22 protein-coding genes and 1 tRNA gene are annotated in these 24,659 nt (G+C 66.2%); 15 read left to right on the top strand and 8 right to left on the bottom strand.

Annotation, left to right across the window (positions count from 1 at the left end; translation table 11 throughout):
- The first annotated feature begins 121 nt into the window (after positions 1-121).
- From ACYYG1_RS06325 to ACYYG1_RS06280, 10 genes are all read left to right on the top strand, one after another.
- Positions 122-3,193 carry a response regulator gene (locus tag ACYYG1_RS06325; RefSeq protein ID WP_461209443.1) on the top strand — a complete coding sequence of 1,024 codons (3,072 nt, stop codon included), beginning with the start codon at positions 122-124 and terminating at the stop codon, positions 3,191-3,193.
- Positions 3,194-3,493: 300 nt separating this feature from the next.
- Entirely contained in the window at positions 3,494-4,405 is a 912-nt protein-coding gene (locus ACYYG1_RS06320) for a CehA/McbA family metallohydrolase domain-containing protein (protein ID WP_461209442.1), read from the top strand.
- A 147-nt stretch (positions 4,406-4,552) separates the two neighbouring features.
- Positions 4,553-5,122 carry a glycerol-3-phosphate responsive antiterminator gene (locus ACYYG1_RS06315; protein ID WP_461209441.1) on the top strand — a complete coding sequence of 190 codons (570 nt, stop codon included), beginning with the start codon at positions 4,553-4,555 and terminating at the stop codon, positions 5,120-5,122.
- A complete protein-coding gene (locus tag ACYYG1_RS06310) occupies positions 5,119-5,976 on the top strand; it encodes an HAD-IIA family hydrolase (protein ID WP_461209440.1) in 858 nt (285 codons plus the stop codon). The genes ACYYG1_RS06315 and ACYYG1_RS06310 overlap by 4 nt, the downstream gene beginning before the upstream one ends.
- A gap of 55 nt (positions 5,977-6,031) precedes the next feature.
- Positions 6,032-7,213 carry an ABC transporter ATP-binding protein gene (locus tag ACYYG1_RS06305; RefSeq protein ID WP_461209439.1) on the top strand — a complete coding sequence of 394 codons (1,182 nt, stop codon included), beginning with the start codon at positions 6,032-6,034 and terminating at the stop codon, positions 7,211-7,213.
- Complete coding sequence (locus tag ACYYG1_RS06300; protein WP_461209438.1) at positions 7,191-8,075, top strand: carbohydrate ABC transporter permease; 885 nt, start codon at positions 7,191-7,193, stop codon at positions 8,073-8,075. Before ACYYG1_RS06305 ends, ACYYG1_RS06300 begins: the two co-directional genes overlap by 23 nt.
- Positions 8,072-8,890, top strand: a complete 819-nt coding sequence (locus tag ACYYG1_RS06295) for a carbohydrate ABC transporter permease (protein ID WP_461209437.1) — start codon at positions 8,072-8,074, stop codon at positions 8,888-8,890. Before ACYYG1_RS06300 ends, ACYYG1_RS06295 begins: the two co-directional genes overlap by 4 nt.
- 73 nt (positions 8,891-8,963) lie before the next feature.
- Positions 8,964-10,235, top strand: coding sequence for an ABC transporter substrate-binding protein (locus ACYYG1_RS06290; RefSeq protein WP_461209436.1), 1,272 nt, complete (start codon positions 8,964-8,966; stop codon positions 10,233-10,235).
- A 117-nt stretch (positions 10,236-10,352) separates the two neighbouring features.
- Positions 10,353-11,624: an ABC transporter substrate-binding protein gene (locus ACYYG1_RS06285; RefSeq protein WP_461209435.1), complete on the top strand. Its 1,272-nt coding sequence runs from the start codon at positions 10,353-10,355 to the stop codon at positions 11,622-11,624.
- A gap of 161 nt (positions 11,625-11,785) precedes the next feature.
- A complete protein-coding gene (locus ACYYG1_RS06280; RefSeq protein WP_461209434.1) occupies positions 11,786-12,091 on the top strand; it encodes a hypothetical protein in 306 nt (101 codons plus the stop codon).
- Between the two features lie 71 nt (positions 12,092-12,162).
- On the opposite strand, the gene ACYYG1_RS06275 is transcribed toward ACYYG1_RS06280, so the two are convergent.
- From ACYYG1_RS06275 to rimI, 5 genes are all read right to left on the bottom strand, one after another.
- Positions 12,163-12,250, bottom strand: a tRNA-Leu gene (locus tag ACYYG1_RS06275).
- Positions 12,251-12,266: 16 nt separating this feature from the next.
- On the bottom strand, positions 12,267-12,665 hold the full coding sequence (secG, locus tag ACYYG1_RS06270; RefSeq protein ID WP_461209433.1) for a preprotein translocase subunit SecG: 399 nt from the start codon (positions 12,663-12,665) through the stop codon (positions 12,267-12,269).
- 37 nt (positions 12,666-12,702) lie between these two features.
- Positions 12,703-13,458 carry a triose-phosphate isomerase gene (gene tpiA, locus ACYYG1_RS06265; protein ID WP_461209432.1) on the bottom strand — a complete coding sequence of 252 codons (756 nt, stop codon included), beginning with the start codon at positions 13,456-13,458 and terminating at the stop codon, positions 12,703-12,705.
- Between the two features lie 2 nt (positions 13,459-13,460).
- The gene (locus ACYYG1_RS06260; protein WP_461209463.1) at positions 13,461-14,642 is read right to left on the bottom strand and encodes a phosphoglycerate kinase; all 1,182 of its coding nucleotides are present in this window, start codon (positions 14,640-14,642) and stop codon (positions 13,461-13,463) included.
- Positions 14,643-14,696: 54 nt separating this feature from the next.
- The gene (gene rimI / locus ACYYG1_RS06255; RefSeq protein WP_461209431.1) at positions 14,697-15,188 is read right to left on the bottom strand and encodes a ribosomal protein S18-alanine N-acetyltransferase; all 492 of its coding nucleotides are present in this window, start codon (positions 15,186-15,188) and stop codon (positions 14,697-14,699) included.
- Between the two features lie 46 nt (positions 15,189-15,234).
- On the opposite strand from rimI, the gene ACYYG1_RS06250 reads away from it, so the two are divergent.
- Positions 15,235-15,774, top strand: coding sequence for an NUDIX hydrolase (locus ACYYG1_RS06250; protein ID WP_461209430.1), 540 nt, complete (start codon positions 15,235-15,237; stop codon positions 15,772-15,774).
- On the opposite strand, the gene ACYYG1_RS06245 is transcribed toward ACYYG1_RS06250, so the two are convergent.
- From ACYYG1_RS06245 to ACYYG1_RS06235, 3 genes are all read right to left on the bottom strand, one after another.
- Positions 15,771-16,571, bottom strand: coding sequence for an inositol monophosphatase family protein (locus ACYYG1_RS06245; RefSeq protein ID WP_461209429.1), 801 nt, complete (start codon positions 16,569-16,571; stop codon positions 15,771-15,773). The two genes, ACYYG1_RS06250 and ACYYG1_RS06245, sit on opposite strands and share 4 nt — an antisense overlap.
- 81 nt (positions 16,572-16,652) lie before the next feature.
- On the bottom strand, positions 16,653-17,675 hold the full coding sequence (mreB, locus tag ACYYG1_RS06240; protein ID WP_461209428.1) for a rod shape-determining protein: 1,023 nt from the start codon (positions 17,673-17,675) through the stop codon (positions 16,653-16,655).
- Between the two features lie 154 nt (positions 17,676-17,829).
- Entirely contained in the window at positions 17,830-18,795 is a 966-nt protein-coding gene (locus ACYYG1_RS06235; protein ID WP_461209427.1) for a GAF domain-containing protein, read from the bottom strand.
- 788 nt (positions 18,796-19,583) lie between these two features.
- Between ACYYG1_RS06235 and ACYYG1_RS06230 the strand changes: the two genes are divergently transcribed.
- The 4 genes from ACYYG1_RS06230 (at position 19,584) to ACYYG1_RS06215 (ending at position 24,555) form a co-directional block, all read left to right on the top strand.
- Positions 19,584-21,329 (top strand): hypothetical protein, encoded by a 1,746-nt coding sequence (locus ACYYG1_RS06230; protein WP_461209426.1) that lies wholly within the window; start codon positions 19,584-19,586, stop codon positions 21,327-21,329.
- Between the two features lie 63 nt (positions 21,330-21,392).
- Positions 21,393-22,466, top strand: coding sequence for a glycine cleavage system aminomethyltransferase GcvT (gcvT, locus tag ACYYG1_RS06225; RefSeq protein ID WP_461209425.1), 1,074 nt, complete (start codon positions 21,393-21,395; stop codon positions 22,464-22,466).
- Positions 22,467-22,601: 135 nt separating this feature from the next.
- A complete protein-coding gene (locus ACYYG1_RS06220) occupies positions 22,602-23,321 on the top strand; it encodes a 16S rRNA (uracil(1498)-N(3))-methyltransferase (RefSeq protein ID WP_461209424.1) in 720 nt (239 codons plus the stop codon).
- Positions 23,314-24,555, top strand: a complete 1,242-nt coding sequence (locus ACYYG1_RS06215) for a replication-associated recombination protein A (protein ID WP_461209423.1) — start codon at positions 23,314-23,316, stop codon at positions 24,553-24,555. Before ACYYG1_RS06220 ends, ACYYG1_RS06215 begins: the two co-directional genes overlap by 8 nt.
- Positions 24,556-24,659 lie beyond the last annotated feature (104 nt).

Genomic DNA, 24,659 nt, shown 5'->3' with positions numbered 1-24,659 from the left:
CCCCCGCGTCAAAAAACGTCCGCAGGCGCGAAAAGAAGGCTCTCAAACCAGCCATACATATTCCCTGATCGATACAATCGTGTTATGCCTATGATCCACCCCTATCCGGGAACAGAACGGCATGAACACGCACAGCGAAAAACGACACGCCCTGATCAGTTTCGTCCTCACGTTTCTGGTCTTAGGCGCAGCGGCATGGGGCGGAATCCATCTTTTGTACCGCAACGAGGCGGCTACGGCCCTGTCGTCCATCCGGCTGGACGAACGCCTGCATACGAACCTCGTGGCCAAGGGCATGGCCCTGAAGCTCGCGAACATGTTCGGGGATCTGCAGTTGGCGGCCAGCAGCCCGGAAGTCGTCCGCTTCCTGCGGACCGGCAGCCGCGCATCGCGCGACGAGCTCGTGGAAATCTTCACCTCCCTGTGCCGCATCCGGAAAATCTTCGACCAGGTGAGAATCCTTGGCCGGGACGGCATGGAGCTCCTGCGGGTGAACTACAACTACGGCGCGCCGGGGGGCGTCCCCGAGGACGAGCTGCAGAACAAATCCGGACGCTACTACTTCACGGAATCCATGAAGCTCGGCCCCGGCGAGATCTACGTCTCCCCCTTTGACCTGAACATCGAGAACGGCAAGATAGAACTGCCCCTCAAACCCATGATCCGGGTTTCCATGGCCGTGTACTCGGCCCAGGGCGAGCACCTGGGAATCGTGATCCTCAACTACCTGGGGCAGGTGCTGTTGGACGACATCACCAGGCACATTGAGGATGCCCGGGGCATGCCCATGCTGCTCAACTCAGACGGACACTGGCTCCTGGGGCTGGAGAAAACCCTGGAATGGGGCTTCATGTACCCGGGCGGCGAAGACCTGAGCTTCGCCGCGCGCCATCCCTCGACGTGGACGGACATCCAGGCCGCCGACTCCGGCCAGGTCGACGCCGACGAAGGCCTGTACACCTTCGCCACCGTGAAAGTGGCGCCCCCGGCCGAATCCCCGTCCCGGGTCAGCGGCGCGCCGCGCGTCTGGAAGCTCGTCCACATGGTGCCCCGGGAGGTGATGCGCGCCCCGGTGCAGGCCTCGCTGGTCAAACAGGCGACCCTGTTCGTCTCCGCCCTGATGGTCATTCTGTTCGTGGCGCTCACCCGGGCGAAACTGCTGCTCCTGCGCGAACGCGGCCGCCGCAAGCTGGAAGAGGCCCGGCTGGCCGCCGACGACGCCAACAGGGCCAAGAGCGATTTCCTGGCCCGCATGAGCCACGAAATCCGCACCCCCATGAACGCCGTCATCGGCATGACGCATCTGGCCATGAACACGAGGCTGACCGACAAACAGCGGGACTACCTGTCCAAGATCGACATCTCGGCCAGAACGCTCTTGAACATCATCAACGACATCCTCGACTTCTCCAAGATCGAGGCCCGGATGCTGGAACTGGAGCAGACCCCCTTCGTGCTGGACGACGTGCTCAACGACGTCATCGGGGTGCTGGGGCTGCAGGCCGAGGAAAAGGGGCTGGAGCTGCTGCTGTTCGTGCGAAGCGATGTGCCGAACCGCCTGGTGGGCGACCCCCACCGCCTGAAACAGATTCTGCTGAACCTCCTGGGCAACGCCCTGAAGTTCACGGACTCGGGACAGGTCATCCTCTCGGCGCGGGCGGAGCACCAGGACGACGCCTCCACGCGCGTCACTTTCTCGGTCAAGGACACGGGCATCGGCATCAGCCCCGATCAGGCCCAACGACTCTTCAAGCCCTTCAGCCAGGTGGACACCTCCGTGACCAGGCAGCATGGCGGCACGGGCCTGGGGCTGGCCATTTGCCAGCGCCTGGTGGAGCTCATGGGCGGGTCCATCCGCCTGGACAGCGCAGCGGGAGAGGGCAGCGAATTCCTGTTCACCGTGCCTTTCGGCCTGCAGATGGGCCCCCAGGACGCCGGGTACGCCTATCCCGACGGGCTGCGGGGCATGCGCGTCCTCGTGGTGGGCGGCAGCGAATCCTTCCGCGACATTCTGACCTGCATCCTGGATTCCTTCACCTTCGAGGTCCTGGCCAGGCTCGACGAACGCAAGGGCATGGAGCTGCTCAGGGCCTGCGACAAGGACGCCCCCTTCGGCCTGGTGTTCGTGGACGCGCATACGCCGGACAAGGGAGGCCTCGAACTGGCGAAATCCATTCGCAACGACGAATCCATCGCCAACCAGCCCAGGATCATTCTCGTCGCCTCCAGCGATTTCGATCCCCGGACGGAGGACACCACCGGCGCGCTGGACAGGGTGCTCTACAAGCCCTACAGCCGTTCAACCCTTTTCGACACCGTGGCGAGCGTCTTCCGGAACGAAGGACCCGCCGCGCCAGCGCCGGGCAATGCGGTCCTCCGGTATCCCGACCTGGCCGGCGCCGAGATCCTGCTGGTGGAGGACAACATAATCAACCAGGAAGTGGCCCAAACCATCCTGGAGAACGAGGGCCTGCGCGTGACCAGGGCGGGCAACGGGCGCGAAGCCCTGGAGCGTCTGGCCGCGAAGCCCTTCGACGCCGTGCTCATGGACATCCAGATGCCCGAAATGGACGGATTCGAAGCCACGCGCCGCATCCGCGCCGACCCCGGGTTCCGGGAGCTGCCCATCATCGCCATGACGGCCCACGCCCTGGTGGGGGACCGCGAAAAGAGCCTCAAGGCGGGCATGAACGACCACGTCACCAAGCCCATCGATCCCGCAAAGCTGCTGCGGACCCTGCGCCAATGGATCCGGCGCGCTGCGGACGGCCCCGGCGAAAATGCCGGGGAAGCCCCGCCGCAGGCCAAAGCCGCCGTCGAGGTCGACCATCTGCCCGGCATCGACGTGGGCAAGGCCCTGCTGCGGGTACGCGACAGGCGGGACGTGTTCGAACGCACGATGCGCAAGTTCGCCGAGCAGTGCGACGAGGCCCGGCTGGAATTGCGGGCGCTCCTGACCGACGGGGACCTGCAACTGGCCCGTTCCAGACTCCACGCCCTGAAGGGCGTGGCTGGCACCCTGGAAGCCACGGAACTGTTCCGGATCTTCAGCGAGATGAACGCACAGGCCGCCAACGGCGAAATCCCCTCCGGCGAAGCCCTCGATCTCCTGGAAGAGGAATTGGGGCGCGTGGCCAAGGGCATCCATGAGGCCTACCCGCCGCTCGGGCAAGAGCCCTACTCCCCCGGGTAGACGAAGCCCCGCTCCGCATGGCCCGCCCCCGGGGCCGGTTTCGCATCACGCGTTTCCCGTTTGCCGGAACGCCCGCGGGTCGGCCCGAGGCCCGCGACGCGCAATGCAAATACAATCATCCGGTCACACGACCGCCATCAAACCCGCCCATAGTTGCCTCGCGTTGACTATCTTTTGAGGGAAGAGCCCTAGAGAAATCCCACGAAGACGGTGCAGCGGCGAACTCCCCTGGGGAGCGCCCTGCCCGCGTGATTTCTCCGAGGGCCTTTTTTTATGGATTTTGAACCACGGGAGGCGGCCATGGCCGTGAACTGGACCAACCCCTACGAATGCACGAACGGACACTGGCTCAAGGGCAACCTGCACGCCCACACCGCACCGGCCAGCCCCTGCTCGGTCATCCCCCAGGACGAGCTGCTGGCCCTGTACCGCGACGCGGGCCACGACTTCCTGTCCATCTCCGACCACCTGCACGTGACCCGGGCCGAGGACGAGCGCCTGGTGCTCATCCCGGGCCTGGAATGGAACTCGCGCATCGGCCACATGCCCGACCACAGCGTGACCCACCAGCACCACCTGGGCCTGTACACCCCGGACCACGAGACCCTGAAATCCTGCCTGGCGCACCGCACCCAGGGCTCCCTGCTGGCCGCCGTTCAGGGCCGGGACGTGCTCCTGGTGGCCAACCATCCGGGCTGGGAGAAAGGGCACTACGACCTGGCGGACCTCCTGCGCCTAAGCCGCGCGGTTCCCTGCGTGGAGATCTACAACGCCGTCATCGAGGGCCACGAGGGCCAAGCCGACGTCACCCACCTCTGGGACCGGCTGCTCAGCGCGGACAGCCCCATGCTCGGCTTGGCCAGCGACGACTCCCACGCGGGCGACGGCGTGGGCAGGGCCTGGATCATGGTCCGCGCCGAGGAGCGCACCCCGGCCTCCATCCTGGCCGCCGTGGCCGAGGGCAACTTCTACTGCTCCACGGGCGCGGCCATCACGGACCTCGGGCGCGACGGCGACGCCGTGCGCATCACCCTGCCCGCCCCGGCGCGCATCACGGTCATCGGCCGCATGGGCGCGCGCCTGGCCGTGGCCCGCGCCCAGTCCCTGTCCTGGAGCTTCAGCCAGGCGGACACGCCCTACGCGCGATTCCACGTCATGGACAGCGACTGGGGACAAGCCTGGAGCCAACCCTTTTTCAGGGCAGACCGTTGAAAAACAGCAATCTGCTGCGTTGCTGCGAAAAATCCAGACCCTCGCCGGGGAGTACGCGTCGGTCTTGAATTCTTCTTGCGCCTTGCATCTCACTATTTTTGAACGGCCTGCAAAAAATATATCTCAGCAATCGAAGAAGGAGCGTCCATGCATCCCCTGTTCGCCACCACGCGCACCAACCCCGTCATCGCGGCGGTGCGGGACTCGTCCCACCTTGACGCGGCCCTGGACAGCGAAATCCGCGTCATCTTCATGATGGGCGGCACCCTGTCCGAGGCCCGGGATCTGACCAAGAGGACCCACGAGCGCGGCAAGCACATCCTCTTCCACGTGGAGCTGGTCAAGGGCCTGGGCCGGGACCACGAGGGCATCGCCTACATGGCCGAGACCGTGCGCCCCGACGGCATGATCTCCACCAAGCCCTACCTGCTGCACACGGCCAAGTCCCTGGGCCTCTTGTGCGTCCTGCAGATCTTCATGATCGACACCCAGGCCTACGTCACGGGCCTGAAGAACATCAGGACCACCCTGCCCGACGCCGTGGAGATCATGCCCGGGCTGATGCCCGGCGTGGTGGACAAGCTTTCGGCGGAATTCGACCTGCCCTTCTTCACCGCCGGGCTGGTGAAGCTCCCGGAGGAGGTGGAGCTCATGCTCCAGGCCGGGGTCGCGGGCGTGGCCGTGAGCGAACAGTCCCTGTGGAGCTGGCGGCCATGAACGCGCATGGACTCACGGGCTACGACGCCTACATCTTCGACCTGGACGGGTGCGTCTACTTCGGGGAGCGGCCCGCCGAGGCCGCGGCCGACCTTGTGGGCCTGCTCCAGGCCCTGGGCAAGGAGACGTTCTTCCTCAGCAACAACTCCAGCCACGCTCCGGAAGAGCAGCGCGAAAAGCTCCGCGCCATGGGCATCGAGACTGACGCGGAGCACATCTACCTGGCCTCCACCATCACCGGGCGCTCCCTGCGCGAGCGGCACGGCCCCTGCCGGGTCTGCGTGGCCGGGGCCGACGGCCTGGCCGAGCAGCTCCGGCTCCTGGGCCACACCACCGAGCCCCCGGACTCCGACGCGCCCTGCGATTTCCTGGTGGTGGGACGGGACCCGCTGTTCTCCATGCAGCGCCTGGAGCACTGCGCCGAGCAGATCCGCCGGGGCTCGCGCCTCATCGCCACCAACCTCGACACCTACCAGCCCACCCTCGCGGGCGGCATGAGCCCGGAGACGGGCGCGCTGGTGGCGGCCATCACGGCCATGACCCGGGCCGAGCCCGACTCCGTGGGCAAGCCCAACCCCTACGCCTTTTCATGCATCATGGACGACTTCGGGCTGCCGCCCGAGCGCTGCCTGATGATCGGCGACAACCCGGCCACGGACATCCGGGGCGCGCGCCTGGCGGGCATGGACGCCTGCTGGATCACTCTCGATCGCGCGGCCGACGGCCACCACGGCGAGGCGGAGCCCCCCATTCCCGCGCCCGCCTTCGTCTTTGCATCCATACACGCCCTGTATCGGGCCGTTCTGCACGCCGTCCCCGGCGAGCGGTCCGACGTTCCCCGGGAGACGGCATGATGAGCCGCCGCACCGGAGCAAGGGGACCGAGAACCCTTCATCATCGGAGGAACACATGGCTTCCATAACCATGACCAACATCCGGAAATCATTCGGCAACGTGGAAGTGCTCAAGGGCATCGACCTGACGGTGCGCGACGGGGAATTCATCTCGCTCCTGGGCTCGTCGGGCTGCGGCAAGTCCACGCTGTTGCGCATCCTCTCGGGCCTGGAGGAGCAGACCAGCGGCACCCTGGAGATCGACGGCAAGGACATGCACGGCGTGCGGCCCAAGGACCGCAGCGTGTCCATGGTCTTCCAGTCCTACGCCCTGTACCCGCACCTCACGGTCTTCGAAAACATGGCCGTGCCCCTGGTCATGCGCCGGCTCTCGCGCCTGCAGCGCCTGCCCCTGGCGGGCCGCTTCGTGGGCGACGCCCGGGCCAGGCGCAAGGAGATCGAGGAGCGCGTGACGCGCCTGGCCGAGAACCTGGACATCGCCGCGCTCCTGGACCGCAGGCCCTCCCAACTCTCGGGCGGCCAGCGCCAGCGCGTGGCCCTGGGCCGGGCCATGGTGCGCGAGCCCGAGGTCTTCCTCATGGACGAGCCCCTGTCCAACCTGGACACCAAGATGCGCGCGCACATGCGCACGGAACTGGCCGAACTGCACCGCAGCCTGGGCGCGACCTTCGTGTACGTGACCCACGACCAGGAGGAGGCCATGACCATGTCCGACCGCGTGGCGCTGATGATCGACGGGGCCATCCTGCAGGTGGCCGCTCCGCGCGACATCTACCGCGCCCCCGTGCACCGCAAGGTGGCGGAGTTCATCGGCTCGCCGCGCATCAACATCTTGCCCGGGCAGATCACGGAGCCCGGGGTCATGGAGGTCTGCGGCGTGCGGCGGCCCGCCCCGGCCGGGCTTGCTGGCGACTGCTTCCTGGGCATCCGCCCCAGCCGCCTCACGCCCTCCAAGCCGGGGCCCGGGGCCTGGAAGGCGCGGGTGGCCAACGTGGAGGACTTGGGGTCCAGCTTCCTGGTGCACGGCGTGCTGGCCGACGGCACGCGCACCATCAGCCGCATGGACAGCCGCGCGGCCATCCCAGGGGTGGGCGGCGAGGTTTCCCTCCGGCCCCAGCCAGGATGCGCCCTGATCTTCGACGCCGAGGGCTGGAACCACGGCCGCCGCGCCGCCGCCTGCGACGCCGACGCCCCCGAATGCATGGAGGACGACGATGCGCCCGCACTTGCTGTATAAACGGCTGCTGCCCTACTTCCTGAGCGGCCCGGCCATGGCGCTGATGATCCTCTTCCTCATCGGCCCCATCCTGGCGGTGCTGGCACTGTCCTTCACGGACTGGCAACTGGGCGAGGAAGTCATGAACTACGTGGGCCTGGCCAACTACCGGGCCCTGTTCTCGGACCCCCTGTTCCTGCATTCGCTGCGGAACACGGCCCTGTACATCCTGATGACCGTGCCCACGACCCTGTTCCTGGGCCTCATACTGGCCATGCTGATCATGGACAGCGGCCCCATGCGCGGCCTGTACGAGACCGCCTTCTTCCTGCCCTTCATGGGCACGGCCGTGGCCATGCTCATCGTCTGGGAGTTCGTGCTGGACCCCAACATGGGAGTCTGGGGAAGCATCGCCCACTGGTTCGGCCTGGACCCCGCCAACTTCCTGCGTGACGAGTCCACGGCCCTGCCCGCCCTGGCGGCCATCAGCGTCTGGCAGAACCTGGGCTTCGCCATGGTCCTGTTCATGGCCGGGCTCTCGGGGATCCCCAAGGAGATGTACGAGGCCGGGGAGCTGGACGGGGCCGACGACGCCGTGTCCCGCTTCTCCCTGGTGACCTGGCCCCTGGTGAGCCACGTGACCTTCTTCGTGTTCATCCTGCTGGCGGTGCGCTCCTTCCAGGTCTTCGAGAGCGTGGCCGTGCTCACCCGGGGCGGCCCCAACGACGCCACCGAGGTCCTGACCTACACCATGTACAAGGAAGGGTTCGATTTCTTCCGCACCAATATGGCCTCGGCCATCACCGTGGTCTTCCTGGCGGGCATCGGAACCCTGGTCCTGGCCCAGTCCATGTGGCTGGAAAGGCGGGTGCACTACAAATGAGGACATCGACAATCGCGCGCCACGCCCTGCTTACGGCCGGGGCGATGGTCATGCTCATCCCCTTCGTGGTCATGCTTTCCACGTCCCTGAGGACCCAGGCGGACATCTTCGCCGGCCTGAGCATCCTGCCCCGGGAATGGGGGGCCTGGAGCAACTACCACCAGGTGTTCACCAAGCAGCCCATCATCCGCTTCATGCTCAACGGGCTCCTCGTGACCACCTGCATCTTCCTCATCCAGGTGGTGGTGGCCGTGCCCTGCGCCTACGCCCTGGCCAAATTCCGGTTCATGGGCCGCGCCCTGCTCTTCAACATCGTGCTCTGGTGCCTGCTCATCCCGCCCCAGGCCGTGGCCGTGCCCGTGTTCATGGAGCTGCACGCCGCGGGCATGCTCGACTCCTACGGGGCGCTGATCATGCCCTGGACCATCTCGGTGCTGGGCATCTTCCTCATGCGCCAGTTCTTCATGGCCATCCCCGACGACATCGTGGACGCCGCGCGCATGGACGGCATGGGCGAGGTCTCCATCCTCACCCGCATCATGATGCCCATGGCCCTGCCCGCGCTCACGGCCTTCGCCATCCTGTCCTTCATCGCCCATTGGAACGACTTCTTCTGGCCGCTCATCTGCCTGCAGGACGTCAAATACTATACGCCGCCCCTGGGCATCTCCTACTTCAAGACCGACGACTCGGGCATCTCCTACGGCCCGCTCATGGCGGCGGCCTGCATCATCACCGTGCCCCTCATCGCGGCCTTTCTCGCGGCCAGGGACAAGTTCATCCAGGGCGTGTCCATTCAGGCAGGCGTGAAATAACGGTTTTTCGGCCCCGGGGCGCGTCGAAACCGCTCCGGACCACAAGCGACAACACCAGCAACGGAGTTCTCAGATGAAACCGACCACGATTCTCCACCGCCTGGGCGCCATCCTCTGCGCCTTGCTCATGGCCGCCGGGATGAGCGTCCAGGCCCAGGCCAAGACCACCCTGACCATCGGCTACGCCTACCCGGCGGTGTTCGACAAGGTGCAGGAGCAGATCATCAACGAATTCAAAAAAGTAGAACCGGACATCGAGGTCACGATCCAGGCCAAGTACCAGAGCTACGAGGACGCCACCAAGCAGGTTCTGCGCGGCGCCATGACCGGCAACCTGCCCGACGTGTCCTTCCAGGGCCTGTCCCGGGTGCGCCTGCTCTCGGACAAGCGCATCGCCCAGCCCCTGGACGCCTTCATCAAGGGCGACAAGGGCATGGCCGCCCAGGGCTTCACCCAGGCCATGTACGACACCTGCACCTTCAAGGGGAAGGTCTACGGCCTGCCCTTCGCCGTGTCCCAGCCCATCGCCTACTACAACATGGATCTGGCCCAAAAGGCCGGGTACACCGAGGACACCCTGCCCAGGACCTGGGACGAGCTCTACGCCTTCGCCCGCAAAGTGGAGAAGACCAGCCCCGGCGTGAGCGGCATGTTCTACCGCTGGCAGATCACGGGCTTCTGGCTGTTGCAGTCCCTGATGTTCAAGGACGGCGGCGCGTTCATGGACAAGGCCGAGAAGACCGTGACCCTGAACACCCCGGTGGGCTACAAATCCTTCGCCACCCTGCGCGACATGGTGGTCAAGGGCGGCATGCGCAAGGACTACAGCTGGAACGACGCCCAGTCGGCCTTCAGCGCCGGCAACCTGGGCATGATGATCACCTCCTGCTCCACCCTGCAGAACATCGCCAAGAACATCGGCGGACGCTTCGCCCTGAAGACCTTCCCCGTGCCCGGCCTGCACCAGGGCAGCAAGCTGCCCGTGGGTGGCAACGCGGCCGTGATGTTCGCCAAGGACAAGGAAAAGCAGGAGGCCGCCTGGAAATTCCTGAAATTCTGGTGCGGCGTGCAGGGGGCCAAGGTCGTGGGCATGGAGACCGGCTACATGGCCCCCAACGCCAAGGCCAAGGAGGCCCTGAAGGGCTTCCTGGACTCCAACCCCAACGTGTCCCAGGTCTACGCCCTGCAGCCCTACATGACGGGCTGGTACGCCTTCCCGGGCAAGAATGGCCTGAAGATCACCGAATTGCTCTACGACGCCATGGAAAAGGCCGTGACCACGGACAGGGACACCAGGGAACTCTGCGACGAGGTCAACGCCAGGATCCAGAAGCTGGTTCCCTAACCCTTTCGTCCCCCTCGGGGTGCCGCATGGGGCGGCCCCCTGGGGACTCCGCGTCGCGTCGCGAGGTCCCCGCCCGGAACGAAACAATCAGCAACTCATCAGCAACGGAGTTATCACGTGCGACTGCCCAACACCTTCAAACAACTGGGAGCCGTCATCTGCGCCATGATCATGGTTGCGGGGATAAGCGCGGCGGCCCAAGCCAAGACCACCCTGACCATCGGCTACGCCTACCCCGTCATATTCGACAAGGTGCAGGAAAAAATCATCAACGAATTCAAAAAGGCCGAGCCGGACATCGAGGTCGACATCCAGGCCAAGTACCAGTCCTACGAAGACGGCACCAAGCAGATCCTGCGCGGCGCCATGATCGACAAGCTTCCCGACGTGAGCTTCCAGGGCCTGTCCAGCGTGCGCCTGCTCGCGGACAAGCACATCGCCCAGCCCCTGAACGCCTTCATCGAAGCCGACAAGGACATGGCCGCCCAGGGCTTCACCCAGGCCATGTACGACACCTGCACCTTCGGGGACACGGTCTACGGCCTGCCCTTTGTCGTGTCCCAGCCCGTCGCCTACTACAACATGGATCTGGCCCAAAAGGCCGGATACACCGCCGGGACCCTGCCCAGGACCTGGGATGAGCTGTATACCTACGCCCGCAAGGTGGAGGCCGCCGCTCCCGGCGTCAGCGGCATGTTTTACCACTGGCAGATTTCGGGCTTCTGGCTGCTGCAATCCCTGATGTTCGCGGACGGCGGCTCGTTCATGGACCCCTCCGAGAAGATCGTGACTCTGAACAGCCCCGTGGGCTACAAGTCCTTTGGCACCCTGCGCGGCATGGTGGCCAAGGGCAACATGCACAAGAACTACAGCTGGAACGACGCCCAGTCCGCCTTTGGCGCGGGCAAACTGGGCATGATGATCACGTCGTGCTCCTTCCTGCAGAACACCGCCAAGAATGTGGGCGGCCGTTTCGCCTTCAAAACCTTCCCCGTTCCCGGCCTGCACAAGGGCAGCAAGCTGCCCGTGGGCGGCAATGCCGTCGTGATGACGGCCAAGGACAAGGACCAACAGAAAGCCGCCTGGAAATTCATGAAATTCTGGTGCGGCGTGCAGGGCGCCAAAGTCGTGGGCATGAACACGGGCTACATGGCCCCCAACGGCAAAGCCAAGACCGCCCTCAAGGACTTCCTGGCCGCCAGGCCCAACATCGCCATGATCTACTCCCTTCAGCCCTACATGACGGGCTGGTACGCCTTCCCGGGCAAGAACGGCCTAAAGATCACCGAGCTGCTTTACGACGCCATGGAAAAGACCGTGACCACGGACAGGGACACCAGGGAACTCTGCGACGAGGTCAACGCCAGGATCCAGAAACTGGTCCCCTGACCCCTTCATCCTCCTCCATGAGTCCGCCCTCCTCATGCGGACGACACAAGGGGCCCGCGACGCACGCCGCGGGCCCCTGCTTTTCAGCGCGCCCTTGCCCCGGGCGGCGGACAGGGAGTATACTCCGAAAGCAAAACACGCATTCCAAGCGGGAGGCCGCCATGAAACAGTACATCGTCGCCGTGTGCCTGGGGCTCGTCCTGGGCCTGCCCACGGCCCACCTGACCCGGGCCCAGACGCAGACCGAGGCCCAGGAGCAGGAGCAAGTGGAACAACAACCCCAGACCAACACCCAGGGACAAATCCAAAACCGCACCCAGCAGCAGAACCGCCAGCGGATCCAGGACAGGACGCGGAACTGCCCAGGCGCCGGGCCCGGCCTCGGCGGCGGAGCCGGCGGAGGCCGGGGTGGTGGAAGCAGTGGAGGTGGCGGCGGAGGCGGCCGTGGCGGCGGCGGCCGCAAATAGCGGCCTCGGACAAATCGAAAACAAAAAAGAGGGGTTCCGCCGTCAGGACGGAACCCCTCTGTGTGGTCGTATGGTGCCGAAGGGGGGACTCGAACCCCCACGGGATTTCTCCCACTACCCCCTCAAGATAGCGTGTCTACCAGGTTCCACCACTTCGGCACGAATGAGGGATATGCTATTTGGTCTTTTCCTCTCCACCCTTCTGTCCGGCGGCGAGGTCGTCCGAGGCCGGGGCGGCCTGGGACGGGGCGGCGGTGAGGTCGTCCACGCCCTTGGGCGCCTCGGGCGCAACCGGGGCCTGGGTCTCCACCTTGGCGGGCTCGTCCGTCATGATGGAATCGCCAGCGGGCCTGGAGCTGGTCAGCACGTTGTAGACCAGCGAGGTCACCAGGAAGGTGGCCGCCAGGAAGGCGGTCAGCTTGGTCAGCAGCCCGCCCGCTCCGCTGGAGCCGAACACGGTGCTGGAGCCGCCGCCGAAGATGACGCCCATGCCCTCCTTGCCGGATTGCAACAGGACCAGGACGACGAGAATGATGCAGGCGATTATATGCAGGGTCAGGACCAGGGCTTCCAAGTGAAATTCCTCCTCAAAGTGAAAACGTTCCGCCGGGTCAACCCGCCAGAACGATGCGGCTGAAACTGTCAGCCTCCAAGCTCGCGCCTCCTACCAGCACACCGTCGACATTGTCAAGGCCCATGATCTCCGAGGCGTTGCTCGGCTTCACGCTTCCGCCGTACTGGATGCGCATTTCCGAGGCCGCGGGACCGAACATCTCGGCCAGCATCTCGCGGCAGAATCCATGGGCGTGGACGATCTCGTCGGGCCCGGCCACCTCGCCCGTGCCGATGGCCCACACGGGCTCGTAGGCCACGCAGAGGCGCTCCGGCGCGGTGTCGCGAGGCACGTCGGCCAAGCCGGCGCGCAATTGCGCGGCCAGCACGTCCTCCACCCTGCCCGCGCGGCGCTGTTCGATCTTCTCGCCCACGCAGAGGATCATGGACAGGCCCTGGGCCAGGCCGAAGGCGGTCTTGCGGCCCACCAGGGCGTCGTCCTCGCCCAGAACGTGCCTGCGCTCGGAATGCCCGGCCAGGGCGTAGGCGCAGCCCGCGTCCAGGAGCATGCGCGGGGCGATCTCGCCGGTGTACGCGCCCTGCTCCTCGGGATACAGGTTCTGCGCGCCCAGGGCGAACCCGGGCTTGCCGGAAAACGCCTCGGCCACGGCCCACAGGGCCGTGAACGGCGGGACGACCAGCACTTCGCGGTCCTCGGGCAGGTCCGCGCACAGGCGCGCCAGGTCCGCGGCCGTGGCCCGGGCCTCGGGCGCGGTTTTGAACATCTTCCAGTTGGCGGCCATGAGCTTCTTCATGCCTACTCCTCCAGAGCCTTGAATCCGGGCAATTCCTTGCCTTCCATGAACTCCAGGAACGATCCGCCGCCCGTGGAGATGAAGGTCACCTTGTCCGAGAGCCCGGCCAGCTTGAGGCAGGCCCCGGTGTCGCCGCCGCCGATGATGCTCACGGCCCCGCTGGCCACCACGGCCTCGGCCAGGCCCTTGGAGCCCTCGGCGAAAGCCGTGGTCTCGAACAGGCCCACCGGGCCGTTCCAGACCACGGTGCCCGCCCCTTTGAGCTTCTCGGCCCAGCGCGCCACGGACTTGGGGCCCGCGTCCAGGATCACCGCGTCGTCGGGCACGGAGTCCACGTCCACGGTTCCCGAGGACACCTGCGCGTCGGCGGAGTCGGCCAGCACGCAGTCCACGGGCAGCAGCAGATCCACGCCCAGTCGGTCGGCCTCGGCCTGGATGCGCAGGCACTGCTCCACCTGCTCGGGCTCGGCCAGGGACTTGCCCACCCCGTGGCCCTGGGCCAGGAAAAAGGTGTTGGCCATGGCCCCGCCCAGGATCAGCTTGTCCACCTTGGGCAGCAGGTTCTCCAGGATGCCGATCTTCGTGGAGGCCTTGGCCCCGCCGGAAATGGCCACGTAGGGCCGCTTGGGATCGGCGAGGGTCTCCTCCAGATATTTGTATTCCTTCATCATCAAAAAGCCCGCGCACTTCTGCTTGGCGTGGGCCGGGATGTCCACCATGGTGGCGTTGGCCCGGTGGGCCGTGCCGAAGGCGTCGCAGCAGTAGATGTCGCAGAGCCCGGCCATGGCCTTGCCCATGGCGGCATCGCCCTTGAGCTCCCCGGGCTGGAAGCGGGAGTTCTCCAGGAGCAGGATGTCCCCGGGCTTGAGCGCGGCCGCCATGGCCTCCACCTCGGGGCCCAGGCAGCTGGGGGCCATCTTGACCTCGCGCCCCAAAAGCTCGGCCAGGCGCACGGCCACGGGCTTAAGGCTCAGCTCGGGCACCACCTGGCCCTTGGGCTTGCCCATGTGCGAGCACAGGATCAGGGCCGCGCCCTGGTCCAGGGCGTATTGTACCGTGGGCATGGCCGCGCGGATGCGGTTGTCGTCCATGATGACCCCGTTTTTCAGGGGCACATTGTAATCCACCCGGATAAGGACCTTCTTGCCCTTCAGCTCCATCTGGTCAATGGAACGGATCATGATCGTCTCCTTGCAATGATATTCTCCCGGACGCCCCGGGCCGCTTGGCGAAGCCTACTACGGAAGTCCCGGTTTATCCAGATCAAGACGCATGACGACGGCGTCCTCGCCGTTGTCGGGATAGTACCCCTTGCGCAGGCCGCAGGGGGTGAATCCGAAATTCTCATACAGGATCCTGGCCGCCGTGTTGGTCTCGCGGACCTCCAGGCTGGCGGAGGCCACGCCCAGGCGGCGGCAGATGTCCAGCACCAGCCCCAACAGCCGCGTGCCCAGGCCGCCCTGCCTGCGCTCCGGGCGCACGGCGATGTTCAGGATCTCCATGGAGTCGGCCACGTGGTAGAAGGAGCAGTAGGCCGCAAGCTCGTCCCCGTCCTTGAGGCCGAAGACCTTGAAAACCTCACCCTCAAGCCCCAGGCGGAACTGCTTCTCCTCCCAGGGCGTGGCGAAGCATCGCCGCTCCAGGGCCACCAGGGCGGGCAGGTCGTCCAGGCCCAGGCGCACGAACGCGAGGGCCCCGGCACCCGAGATTTCGCTGTTTGATCGGCTCATGTGTCTCTGCTACAGTTCCCGCCGGGCCCAAGGCCCGACACACACCATGCGACAGCAATCCCACAAGACGCCATCCCCGGTCCAGCCCAGCGTGGAGATCGTGGACCTCCAGGACAAGCCCCTGGGGGTCATGCCCCTGTCCGAGGCGCACCGCCAGGCCCTGCCCCACCGTTCGGTGATGGTCCTGGCCTTCGACGCCGAGGGCCGCCTCTACGTGCAGAAGCGCGGCCTGCACAAGGCCCTGTACCCCGGGCGCTGGGACATCTCGGCCACGGGCCACGTGCGCGCAGGGGAATCGCGCCGCGACACGGCCGCTCGCAAACTGGAGGAGGAGCTGCGCGTACGCGCCTCGCGCCTGGACCTGGCCGCCCAGTTCCCGCCCGGCCCGGAGGAGGGCTGGGAATTCACGGCCCTGTTCCGCGCCTCGGGTCTGCACCAGCCGCCCTCGCCCAACCCCGACGAGGTGGCCGACGGCATGTTCATGGACCGCGACGAACTGCGCGGCCTGATCGAAAAATTCCGCGAACGCCTGACCCCGGCCCTGGTGGGCTGCTGGGAGCGGGGCCTCATCTATCCCCTGGACTAGCCCTGTTCCGCGCCCGTGACCAGGGCGCTCACCGCCCGGTGCACCCGGCCGTTGCTGGCCAGGATGTCCGGGGCGCCCGGCTCGTAGGGCGTGACCCCGTCGAAGCGCGTGACCCGCCCCCCGGCCTCCTCCACCAGCAGCCACCCGGCCGCCGTGTCCCAGGGCTTCAAATTGATCTCATAGAACGCGTCCAGCCTGCCGCAGGCCGTGTAGGCCAGGTCCACTGCAGCCGCGCCCATGCGCCGCACCCCGCGCGTGGCGGGCAACACCCGGGCCAGGGCCTCGACGATGGGCCCCACGTCGCGGGCCACTGTGTAGGGGAAGCCCGTGGCCACCAGGGCGTTGACGGGCTCTTCGGTGTGGGTCACGCCGATGGGCTCGCCGTTGAGCCAGGCCCCCTCCCCGCGCACGGCGTGGAACGTCTCGTCCAACAGCGGCACGGCCAGCACGGCCAGCTCCACGCGCCCCCGCCGCCAGAGCCCCACGGACACGGCGCAGATGGGCAGGCCGTGGGCGAAATTGGTGGTCCCGTCCACGGGGTCCACTATCCAGGTCAATTCGCCGGGGATCAGCCCGTCGGCGCTCTCCTCGGCCAGGAAATCCGCCTCGGGCAGGATCTCGCCCAGGCGCTCCTTGAGCAGGGCCTCCACGGCCAGGTCCGTGTCCGTGACCAGGTCGATGCGGCCCTTGAAATGCACGTCCCGGGGCCGCGCGGCGGCCTCGCGCACCAGGTCCGAGGCCACGGCCACGGCGGCCAGGGTCCGGGCCAGGAGCACGGGGGTGACGAATTCGTTCATGCGAGCCTCCGCGGGCAGCAAAAAGGCGGCCCGGGGCCGCCCTTGCAGGTCTTGCCAGGACGGACGCCCCGGCCCGGGAATCTAATTCACGTAGACCTTGGTAAAAGCCTTGTCCTCAAGGGTGCGGCCCGTGCCGCGCACCACCGTGGTCAGGGGATCGTCGTCCACGATGACCGAGAGATTGGTCTCCTGGGAGATGAGCTTGTCCAGGCCCTTCAGAAGCGCACCGCCGCCCGCCAGGAGCAGGCCGTTGCGCGCCACGTCGCCCACCAGCTCGGGCGGGGTCTTCTCCAGGGCGCGGCGCACGGCCATGACGATGGCGGTTACGGGCTCCCTGATGGCCTCGCGGATATGGGCGTCGGTGACCTCCACCCTGCGGGGGGTGCCGTCGATCATGTTCTTGCCGGAGACTTCGCCGCGCAGGGTCTCGCCCAGGTCCGTGGCCGAGCCCAGCTGCATCTTGACCTTTTCGGCCTGGTTCTCGCCGATGAGCATCTGGAAGCGGTCCTGGAAATAGCGTTGGATGGCCTCGTTCATCTCGTCGCCGGCCACGCGGGCGGACTCGGCGTAGGCCACGGCGGACAGGGAGATGACGGCCACCTCGGTGGTGCCGCCGCCGATGTCCACCACCATGTTGCCGATGGGATCCGCGACGGGCAGGCCCGCGCCGATGGCCGCGGCCATGGGCTCCTCCACCAGGTCCACCTCGCGGGCGCCGGACTGCAGGGCCGACTCGATGACCGCGCGCTTCTCCACCTGGGTGATGCCCGTGGGCACGCAGATCACGATGCGCGGCTTGACCAGGGACAGGCCCCTGATGACCTTCTTGACGAAGAAGGAGATCATCTCCTTGGTGACCTCGAAGTCGGCGATGACGCCGTCCTTCATGGGCCTGATGGCGTTGATCCTCTCGGGGGTGCGGCCCAGGAAATCCTTGGCCTCCTTGCCCACGGCGATGATCTTGCCGTTCTTGGCGTCTATGGCCACCACCGACGGCTCGTTAAGCACGATGCCGTCCTTGGGAGTGTACAGCAGGGTGTTGGCCGTGCCCAAATCCATGGCCAGGTCCTTGCCCAGCATTCCCAGCAACCGCTTGAAAAACATGTAGCTCCCCCAGATTTTCCGGATGCTTCCGCGCCCGTTCCAGAAAAAATCTAGAAAATTTGTAAACGATCGATGTCTATATATACCAATCGCACCGGGGCGGCAAGAAAAACGGGAAGCGGCGCAAACAGAGCCAAGGCGGGAATCGGGGAGGTCAGCTCCCGGGCTGTTCCGAACGGGCGCGCAGGTAGAGATTCTCCAGAAACAAGGAGAGATTGTCCGCGGCCAGGGCCACGAACTGCTTGAGAGCGTCGGTCACGGGCACCAGGTCGGTGTGGGTCAACACCAGCACCCCGCGCGTTTTGCGGTGGATGGTCAGGGGCACGATGACCAGGCTCTTCAGGGGCGGCGCGGGCAGGTTGCGGCCGAACAGGGACTGCCCCGCCGGACAAGCGTCCTTTTCCCCGGAATACACGGGCTGGCCGTTGTTGAAGACCCAGCCGATGAGCCCGCTGCGGATGGGCAGGCGCTCGGGCGCCACCGCGCCGGGCGGGAAGAACGCCTCGGGCAGCCCCTCCAGGAAATAGCCCTGGCCCAACTCGTCGCGCTCGGCCAGGAAGCAGTAGGAGAAACCCGTGGCCAGGGACACCACGTCCAGGAAGCGGGCCAGGTAGTCCCCCCAGCGGGGGAAGCGGCGACGCAGGGAGCACAGGGCGCGCAGGGCCTCGTAATGGCGCTTCTCCTCCTGGCCTTCCTTGGCGCTCAGGGAGTTGTGGCGGATGTCGCAGGCCAGCTGGGAGAAGAGGTCCAGGATCTTCTGGTCCTTGTCGCTGAAGCTGTAGGTGCGCCGGGAGTCCAGGCACAGGGCCCCTCCCCCGTGCAGGGGACAGCCCATGAAGGCCTTGATCTTGTTCTCGGCGTCTTGGGAATAGTAGCCCAGATGGCTCTTGCTGCGGTCGAAGTTGTTGATGAGCAGGGGCCGGTTGTTACGCAGAATCCAGCCCACCAGGCCCTGGCCGGGCAGGATCACCGTGTCCTCGGCGATGTGGTCGCCCAAGCTGAACACGCCCGCCAGACGAAAGCGTTCGCCGTCGGGCGCGGGCAGGAACAGGACCGAGGAGTAGGCGTCGAACACGCTGCCGACGACATTGAGGAATTTTTCCAGGCTGCTGGAATCCATTGCGCAGATACTTCCTTATTTCCGGGCCCATGGAGGCCGTGATTGAAATACCGCAGCCGGGGCGGATTGAACAGTATTTTTTCCTTGCCCGCACCCCGGGGCGTATCCGCAGCCGCGGCCGGACCAGCCGCGCCATCGTCCGACCCGTCCCGGCCTGGGCGCGGCGCATACTGCAATGCCAATAGTGTTTCTATCAAAACGGACGCATCAGGACAATGGATGACACGAAAAGGGCCAGGACGCTGAAGAACGGCGTCGAACACCTTTATTCCGTCTGGATATCAGCATCCCCATGATACGCAAACACACGTCACAATCAGCACATGAAACTGTTTTCATTCCTTCCCGAAGACGGACCTCTCCCTGAAAGCAATCGAAATCGTATTTCACAACAGGCCAGGCCATGCGGAGCCCAGCGAAAGGAAAAGAGTTTCCGCCCCGGAGATTTTCGCCCCGCCCGCAATGCGGCCCGCCCCGACCTGCGCGCGAAACAGCGCCCATGACCGCACCCGGCCCCGCTCCCGTTCGGCGGGTGTCCACGGCCCCGATGGCGTCCCTTGCTTCCATGCTCCCAGAAACACGAAATATCCGCCCGGACCGCCCGGGTTCGGGCGCACAATGCCCGCCGCCCCGCCCGCGAGCGGACGATGCGTGCAAAATTTTATACTTTCTCTTGACTTTGTATTGTTTTTCCACACCGGCATGGCTATAATTGCATTCAACGGCGCAGCACAAGTCGGGAACTGACGCCGCCGTTTCGGCCACTACCCCCGCAAAGGCACACAGCCATGGGCTTCTCCTGGGAACAGGCATTCTCCTCGGTCCGCGATTGCGGCCGCGGCGACGCGGTCGGTGAAGCCCAGCCCGTCCAGATCTCCTCCCTGCCCGCGCTGAAACGCTTCCTGGACTGCGTCCAGATCAAGCACTGCCTGCTGCGGCCGTATTTCGAGCAGCCCGACTACCCCCTGGTGGAATCGCGCGACCTGCTGCCGTCCTTCGACCCCGACCCCTTCGAATACGCATCCCTGCCGGGATTCTCCATGGTCGCCCTGGAGCGGCCCCTGGACTACTTCTCCGAGGTCTTCCAGTTCGACATCCTGCACGACCTCCTGGGCGACGCGGCCATGGGCCTGGAATGCGCCTGCCCCCTGGAACAGAACGTGCTGTCCCAGAACCGCCAGACCTTCCTGGACCGCCTGCCCAAGAACCTGCAGGAGGACTTCCGGAAACAGTTCCCCCGCCAGGACCTGACGGCCCTGGAGAACTATCCGCAAGTGCTCTCCTACCTCCTGCAGATGGATCGCGCCCACGTGCTGTCCAAGGACAAGAGCGGGCAGTTCCACCTCTCGGGAGTCTACGCCTCCCTGCCCTCGGACCTGGACACGGAGATCAAGCGCTTCGGCCTGAAGACCGGCAAGTTCAAGGTGGCGGACAACGCGCGCTACGAGCTGAACCGCCAGTTCGTGTACCGCTTCCTCATGGAGCTGCACGGCTTCCCCATCGTCTCGGAGCGGCGGACCTCCGCGGCGCTGTTCGCCCGCAGGCTGCAGCGCATGGGCGAGTCGTTCATGGTCCGCGTGCTGGGCCAGAGCGACCGCACCATCACCACCCTGTATTCGCATCCCAAGGCCAAGCACTACCCCCGGGTGGAGAAGATCGCCCTGGTGCAGGTGGACCCGGACATGAAGGAAGCCCGCCGCATCCTGGGCCAGGGGCGATACTTCGTGGACAAGAAGAACCGTGTGGTGATCCTGCGCGTGATCTACCGCCAGCACAAATTCAACAAGGACAACGTGCGCCAGGAGCGCGCCCTGTCCGTTGCGCGCCAGGAGGTCATCCACCCCCTGTACGGCACGGTGAACACCCGGGTGAACCTGATCAAGGACGCCACCAACATGTTCCTGCGCCTCAACGACATCGTGCGCGGGGAATACACCGGGCGCATAGTGTACAAGCGCAACGAGATCGTGGAGAACACCGACACCGACGAGAAGCGCCTGAAATTCCTGTTCGCCTGGCTGTCCAAGCACCAGCGCAGGATCATCGGCTATTCCGACGAGTTCTACTCCAACGTGGTCAAAGTCCTGGACAACTACCTCTACGACCCGCACCGGGACGAGCCCTTCCTGGCCCAGGGGGACCTGTACCAGGACGTGCTGGCCAAGCATTCCTACATCCAGCAGGCGCGCAAGGCCCAGGTCCTGGCGGACCTCTCCCACCGCACCCTGCGCGGCAAGCCCGTGGGCTACCTGGCCATGCTGGAAGAAACCAACAAGATCATGCACCAGCTCAAGTTCGAGATAGTGAACTATTTCGAAGACCTGGTGGACAACGTCGTCACCGTGGCCGAGCACATCCTCCAGGACGCCTACCTGACCAGGAAATACCTCGACCCGCGCGAGGAGGACCTGTCCGCGTACGGCCGCGAGGTGCGCCGCCAATACGGGCGTCTGGTGGCCCTGGTGGACGAATTCAAATCCATCCGCAAATCCCGATCGGAACAGGGTGACAAGCCCCTGCCTGTTGCAGTATAAGCCCCTCAACGCCCGTTGATTTTCCCCACGCCACTCAAGCTCGGGAGAAGACTATTGTCCGACATGTTCAAGACCCCACTGCACGCCTGGCACGTCGCCAACGGCGCCCGCATGGTTCCCTTCGCAGGCTGGGACATGCCTGTCCAATACACCGGAATCCTTGAAGAACACCACCATACCCGCAGCAAGGCCTCGCTCTTCGACATCTGCCACATGGGCGAGTTCATGCTCATCGGCGGCAAGGCCCGGGACGCCCTGTCCGGCATCCTGACCCACGACCTGTCGACCCTGGGGCCGGGGCGCTGCCGCTACGGCTTCATGCTCAACGACGAGGGCGGCGTGCTCGACGACCTCATCGTCTACTGCATGGCCGACGACAAATACATGATGGTGGTCAACGGCGCTCGCGTGAAGAGCGACTTCGCCTGGCTCAAGTCGCACCTGCCCGAGGACATGTATTTCGAAGACATCTCCGAGATGACCGCCAAGATCGACCTCCAGGGCCCCGAGGCCTGCAAGGTCCTGAATTCCTTCATGGGCGAGGATTGGAGCTTCCTGCCCTACTTCTGCTTCCGCCAGGCCGAGTTCGAGGACGAGTCCCTGATCATCAGCCGCACCGGATACACCGGCGAGCTGGGCTACGAGCTCTACGTGCGCGAGGAGAAGGCCCTGCACCTGTGGGAGAAGCTCCTGGCCAACCCCCTGGTCAAGCCGGCGGGCCTGGGCGCGCGCGACACCCTGCGCCTGGAGATGGGCATGGCCCTGTACGGCCAGGACCTGGACGAGAACCACACCCCCACCGAGGCGGGCATGGGCTTCTTCCTCAAATCCAAGGCCGACTACGTGGGCAAGGACAAGGCCGCACTGGAGCGCGAATCCCTGCTGCCCCTGGCCCTGCCCGGCCGCCGCGCCGCGCGCCACGACGACCCCGTGTTCCTGCCCTCGGGCGAGGAAGTGGGCCGCGTGACCAGCGGCTCCTTCGCCCCCAGCCTGGGGCACAGCGTGGCCCTGGCCTACGTGCGCGCCGAATACAAGGACCAGACCGACTTCCTGCTGGGCAAGGGTCCCAAGAAGCTCGAGGCCAGGAAGGCGGACCTGCCGTTTTATAAAGAAGGCACCGCGCGCATCAAGCTATAGCGCCCCGCCGACACGAAAGCACTCAGCGCCTCCCGGGATGCCCGGGGGGCGCTTTTCGTCGGGGCGGGAAACGGTTGCCCTCCTTGCGCCGCCGCGCTAGGAATGGCCCTGGCGGCCCCGCCGCCCGGAGAGTGCATGAAGACCTTTCACATCCCAACCGAATCCTGGGGCGAGCCCTGGTCCCTGACCGGGGCCGAGGCCCATCACCTGTCCCGCGTGCTGCGCCTGGGCCCGGGCGCTGTGGTGCGCTGCATGGACGGCCACGGCCGCTACGGGGAGTTCCGCGTGGAGGCCGTGTCCAAGCAGCGCGCGGACCTGACGCCCCTGGACCTGCGCGAGGCCCCGGAGCCCCGCCCGCGCGTGGTCCTGGCCCTGGCCTGGACCAAGGGCCTGCGCCGGGGCTGGCTCCTGGAAAAAGCCGTGGAATTCTCGGCCACGGAACTCTGGTTCTGGCAGGCCGCGCGCAGCCAGGGCGACGTGCCCGACGACCCCAAGGAGACCTGGGAGGCCAAGCTCCTGGCCGGGGCCAAGCAATGCGGCAACCCGCGCCTGCCCGTGGTGCGCACCATGCCCGGAGGCGCGGCCGAGGTGGCCCGCGAGGCCGCGGCCTCCCCGGCCCGCTACCTGCTGCACGAGGACCGCGAGGCCGGAGCGCCGCTCACGGCCGCCCGGGTGGAATCCACGGACGACGTGGTCTGCGTGCTGGGGCCCGAAGGCGGGTTCGCCCCGGGCGAGGCCGAGACCCTCATGGACGCGGGTTTCGCGCCCGTAAGCCTGGGCCCCGGGGTGCTGCGCTGGGAGACTGCGGCGCTCTTGGCCCTGGGCCTGTTCTGGTGGGGAGGCGGCCGTGCTTGAGAACTTCGGCAACCCCGGCGCGCCCCCGGCCAACCAGCCCCTGGCGGACCGCATCCGGCCCCGCACCTTCGAGGACTTCATCGGCCACGAGCAGGTCCTGGCCAAGCAGGAGGCCGTGGCCGCCACGGACCGCCTGCCCAGCCAGCTGTTCTTCGGCCCCCCGGGCTGCGGCAAGTCCACCCTGGCCCTGCTCATGGCCAAGAAGAGCGGCCTGCCCTACCTGCGGGTCAGCGCGCCCGAGGCCGGGCTGGCCGAGCTCAGAAAGCGCATCAAAGGCCTCAAGATCCTGATCCTGGACGAGTTGCACCGCTTTTCCAAGGCCCAGCAGGACTTCTTCCTGCCCATCCTGGAGTCCGGGGAGATCACGCTGCTGGCCACCACCACGGAGAACCCCTCCTTCTCGGTGACGCGCCAGCTCCTGTCGCGGCTGCACGTGCACAAGCTGCGGTCCCTGACCCACGAGGAACTCCTGCGCGTGGCCCGGCGCGGCCTGCGCGCCCTGGACAAGGACATGCCCGAGGAGACCCTGGGCGTGCTGGCCACGGTGAGCCAGGGCGACGCGCGCACCATGCTGAACCTCCTGGAATACGCGTCCTCCCTGCCCGAGGAAAAACAGGAACCCGAAAATCTCAAGGCCATCCTGCCCGACGTGGTCATCCGCGGGGACCGCGACGGGGATTCGCACTACGAGCTGGCCAGCGCGCTCATCAAGTCCATCCGGGGCTCGGACCCGGACGCGGCGGTGTACTATCTGGCCTGTCTGCTGGAAAGCGGCGAGGACCCGCGCTTCGTGACGCGGCGGCTGATCCTCTCGGCCAGCGAGGACGTGGGCCTGGCCGATCCCCAGGCCCTGCCCCTGGCCGTGGCCTGCCAGCAGGCCGTGGAATTCGTGGGCATGCCCGAAGGCTTCATCCCCATGGCCGAGACCACGGTCTACCTAGCCCTGGCGAACAAGAGCAATTCCACCTACATGGCCTACCGCCGCGCCGCCGCCGAGGTGCGTCAGAACGGCGTGTCCCCGGTGCCCCTGCACCTGCGCAACGCCTCCACCAAGCTGCAGCAGGAATGGGGCTACAAGGAAGGCTACAAGTATCCCCACGACTTCGAGGACGCGTGGACGCCCCAGCAATACCTGCCCGACACGGTGAGGAACCGCCGCTTCTACGCGGCCAAGGACCAGGGCCGCGAGCCCGCCCTGGCAGCCTGGTGGCGCAGCCTGCGTTCCAAGGGCTGACCCCGCCCGTTTTTTCGTCCCCGCCCTTAAAAAAATCGCTTCGCTGATATATCTCCCCGCCCTTCCGGCGTTTCCCGGCCCGCGCACGCGCATGCGCGCATGAC

Source organism: Desulfocurvus sp. DL1XJH-121, from assembly GCF_054819825.1.
Note: the sequence above shows the minus strand (reverse complement) of the source record. Positions and strands in the feature narration are given on the sequence as shown.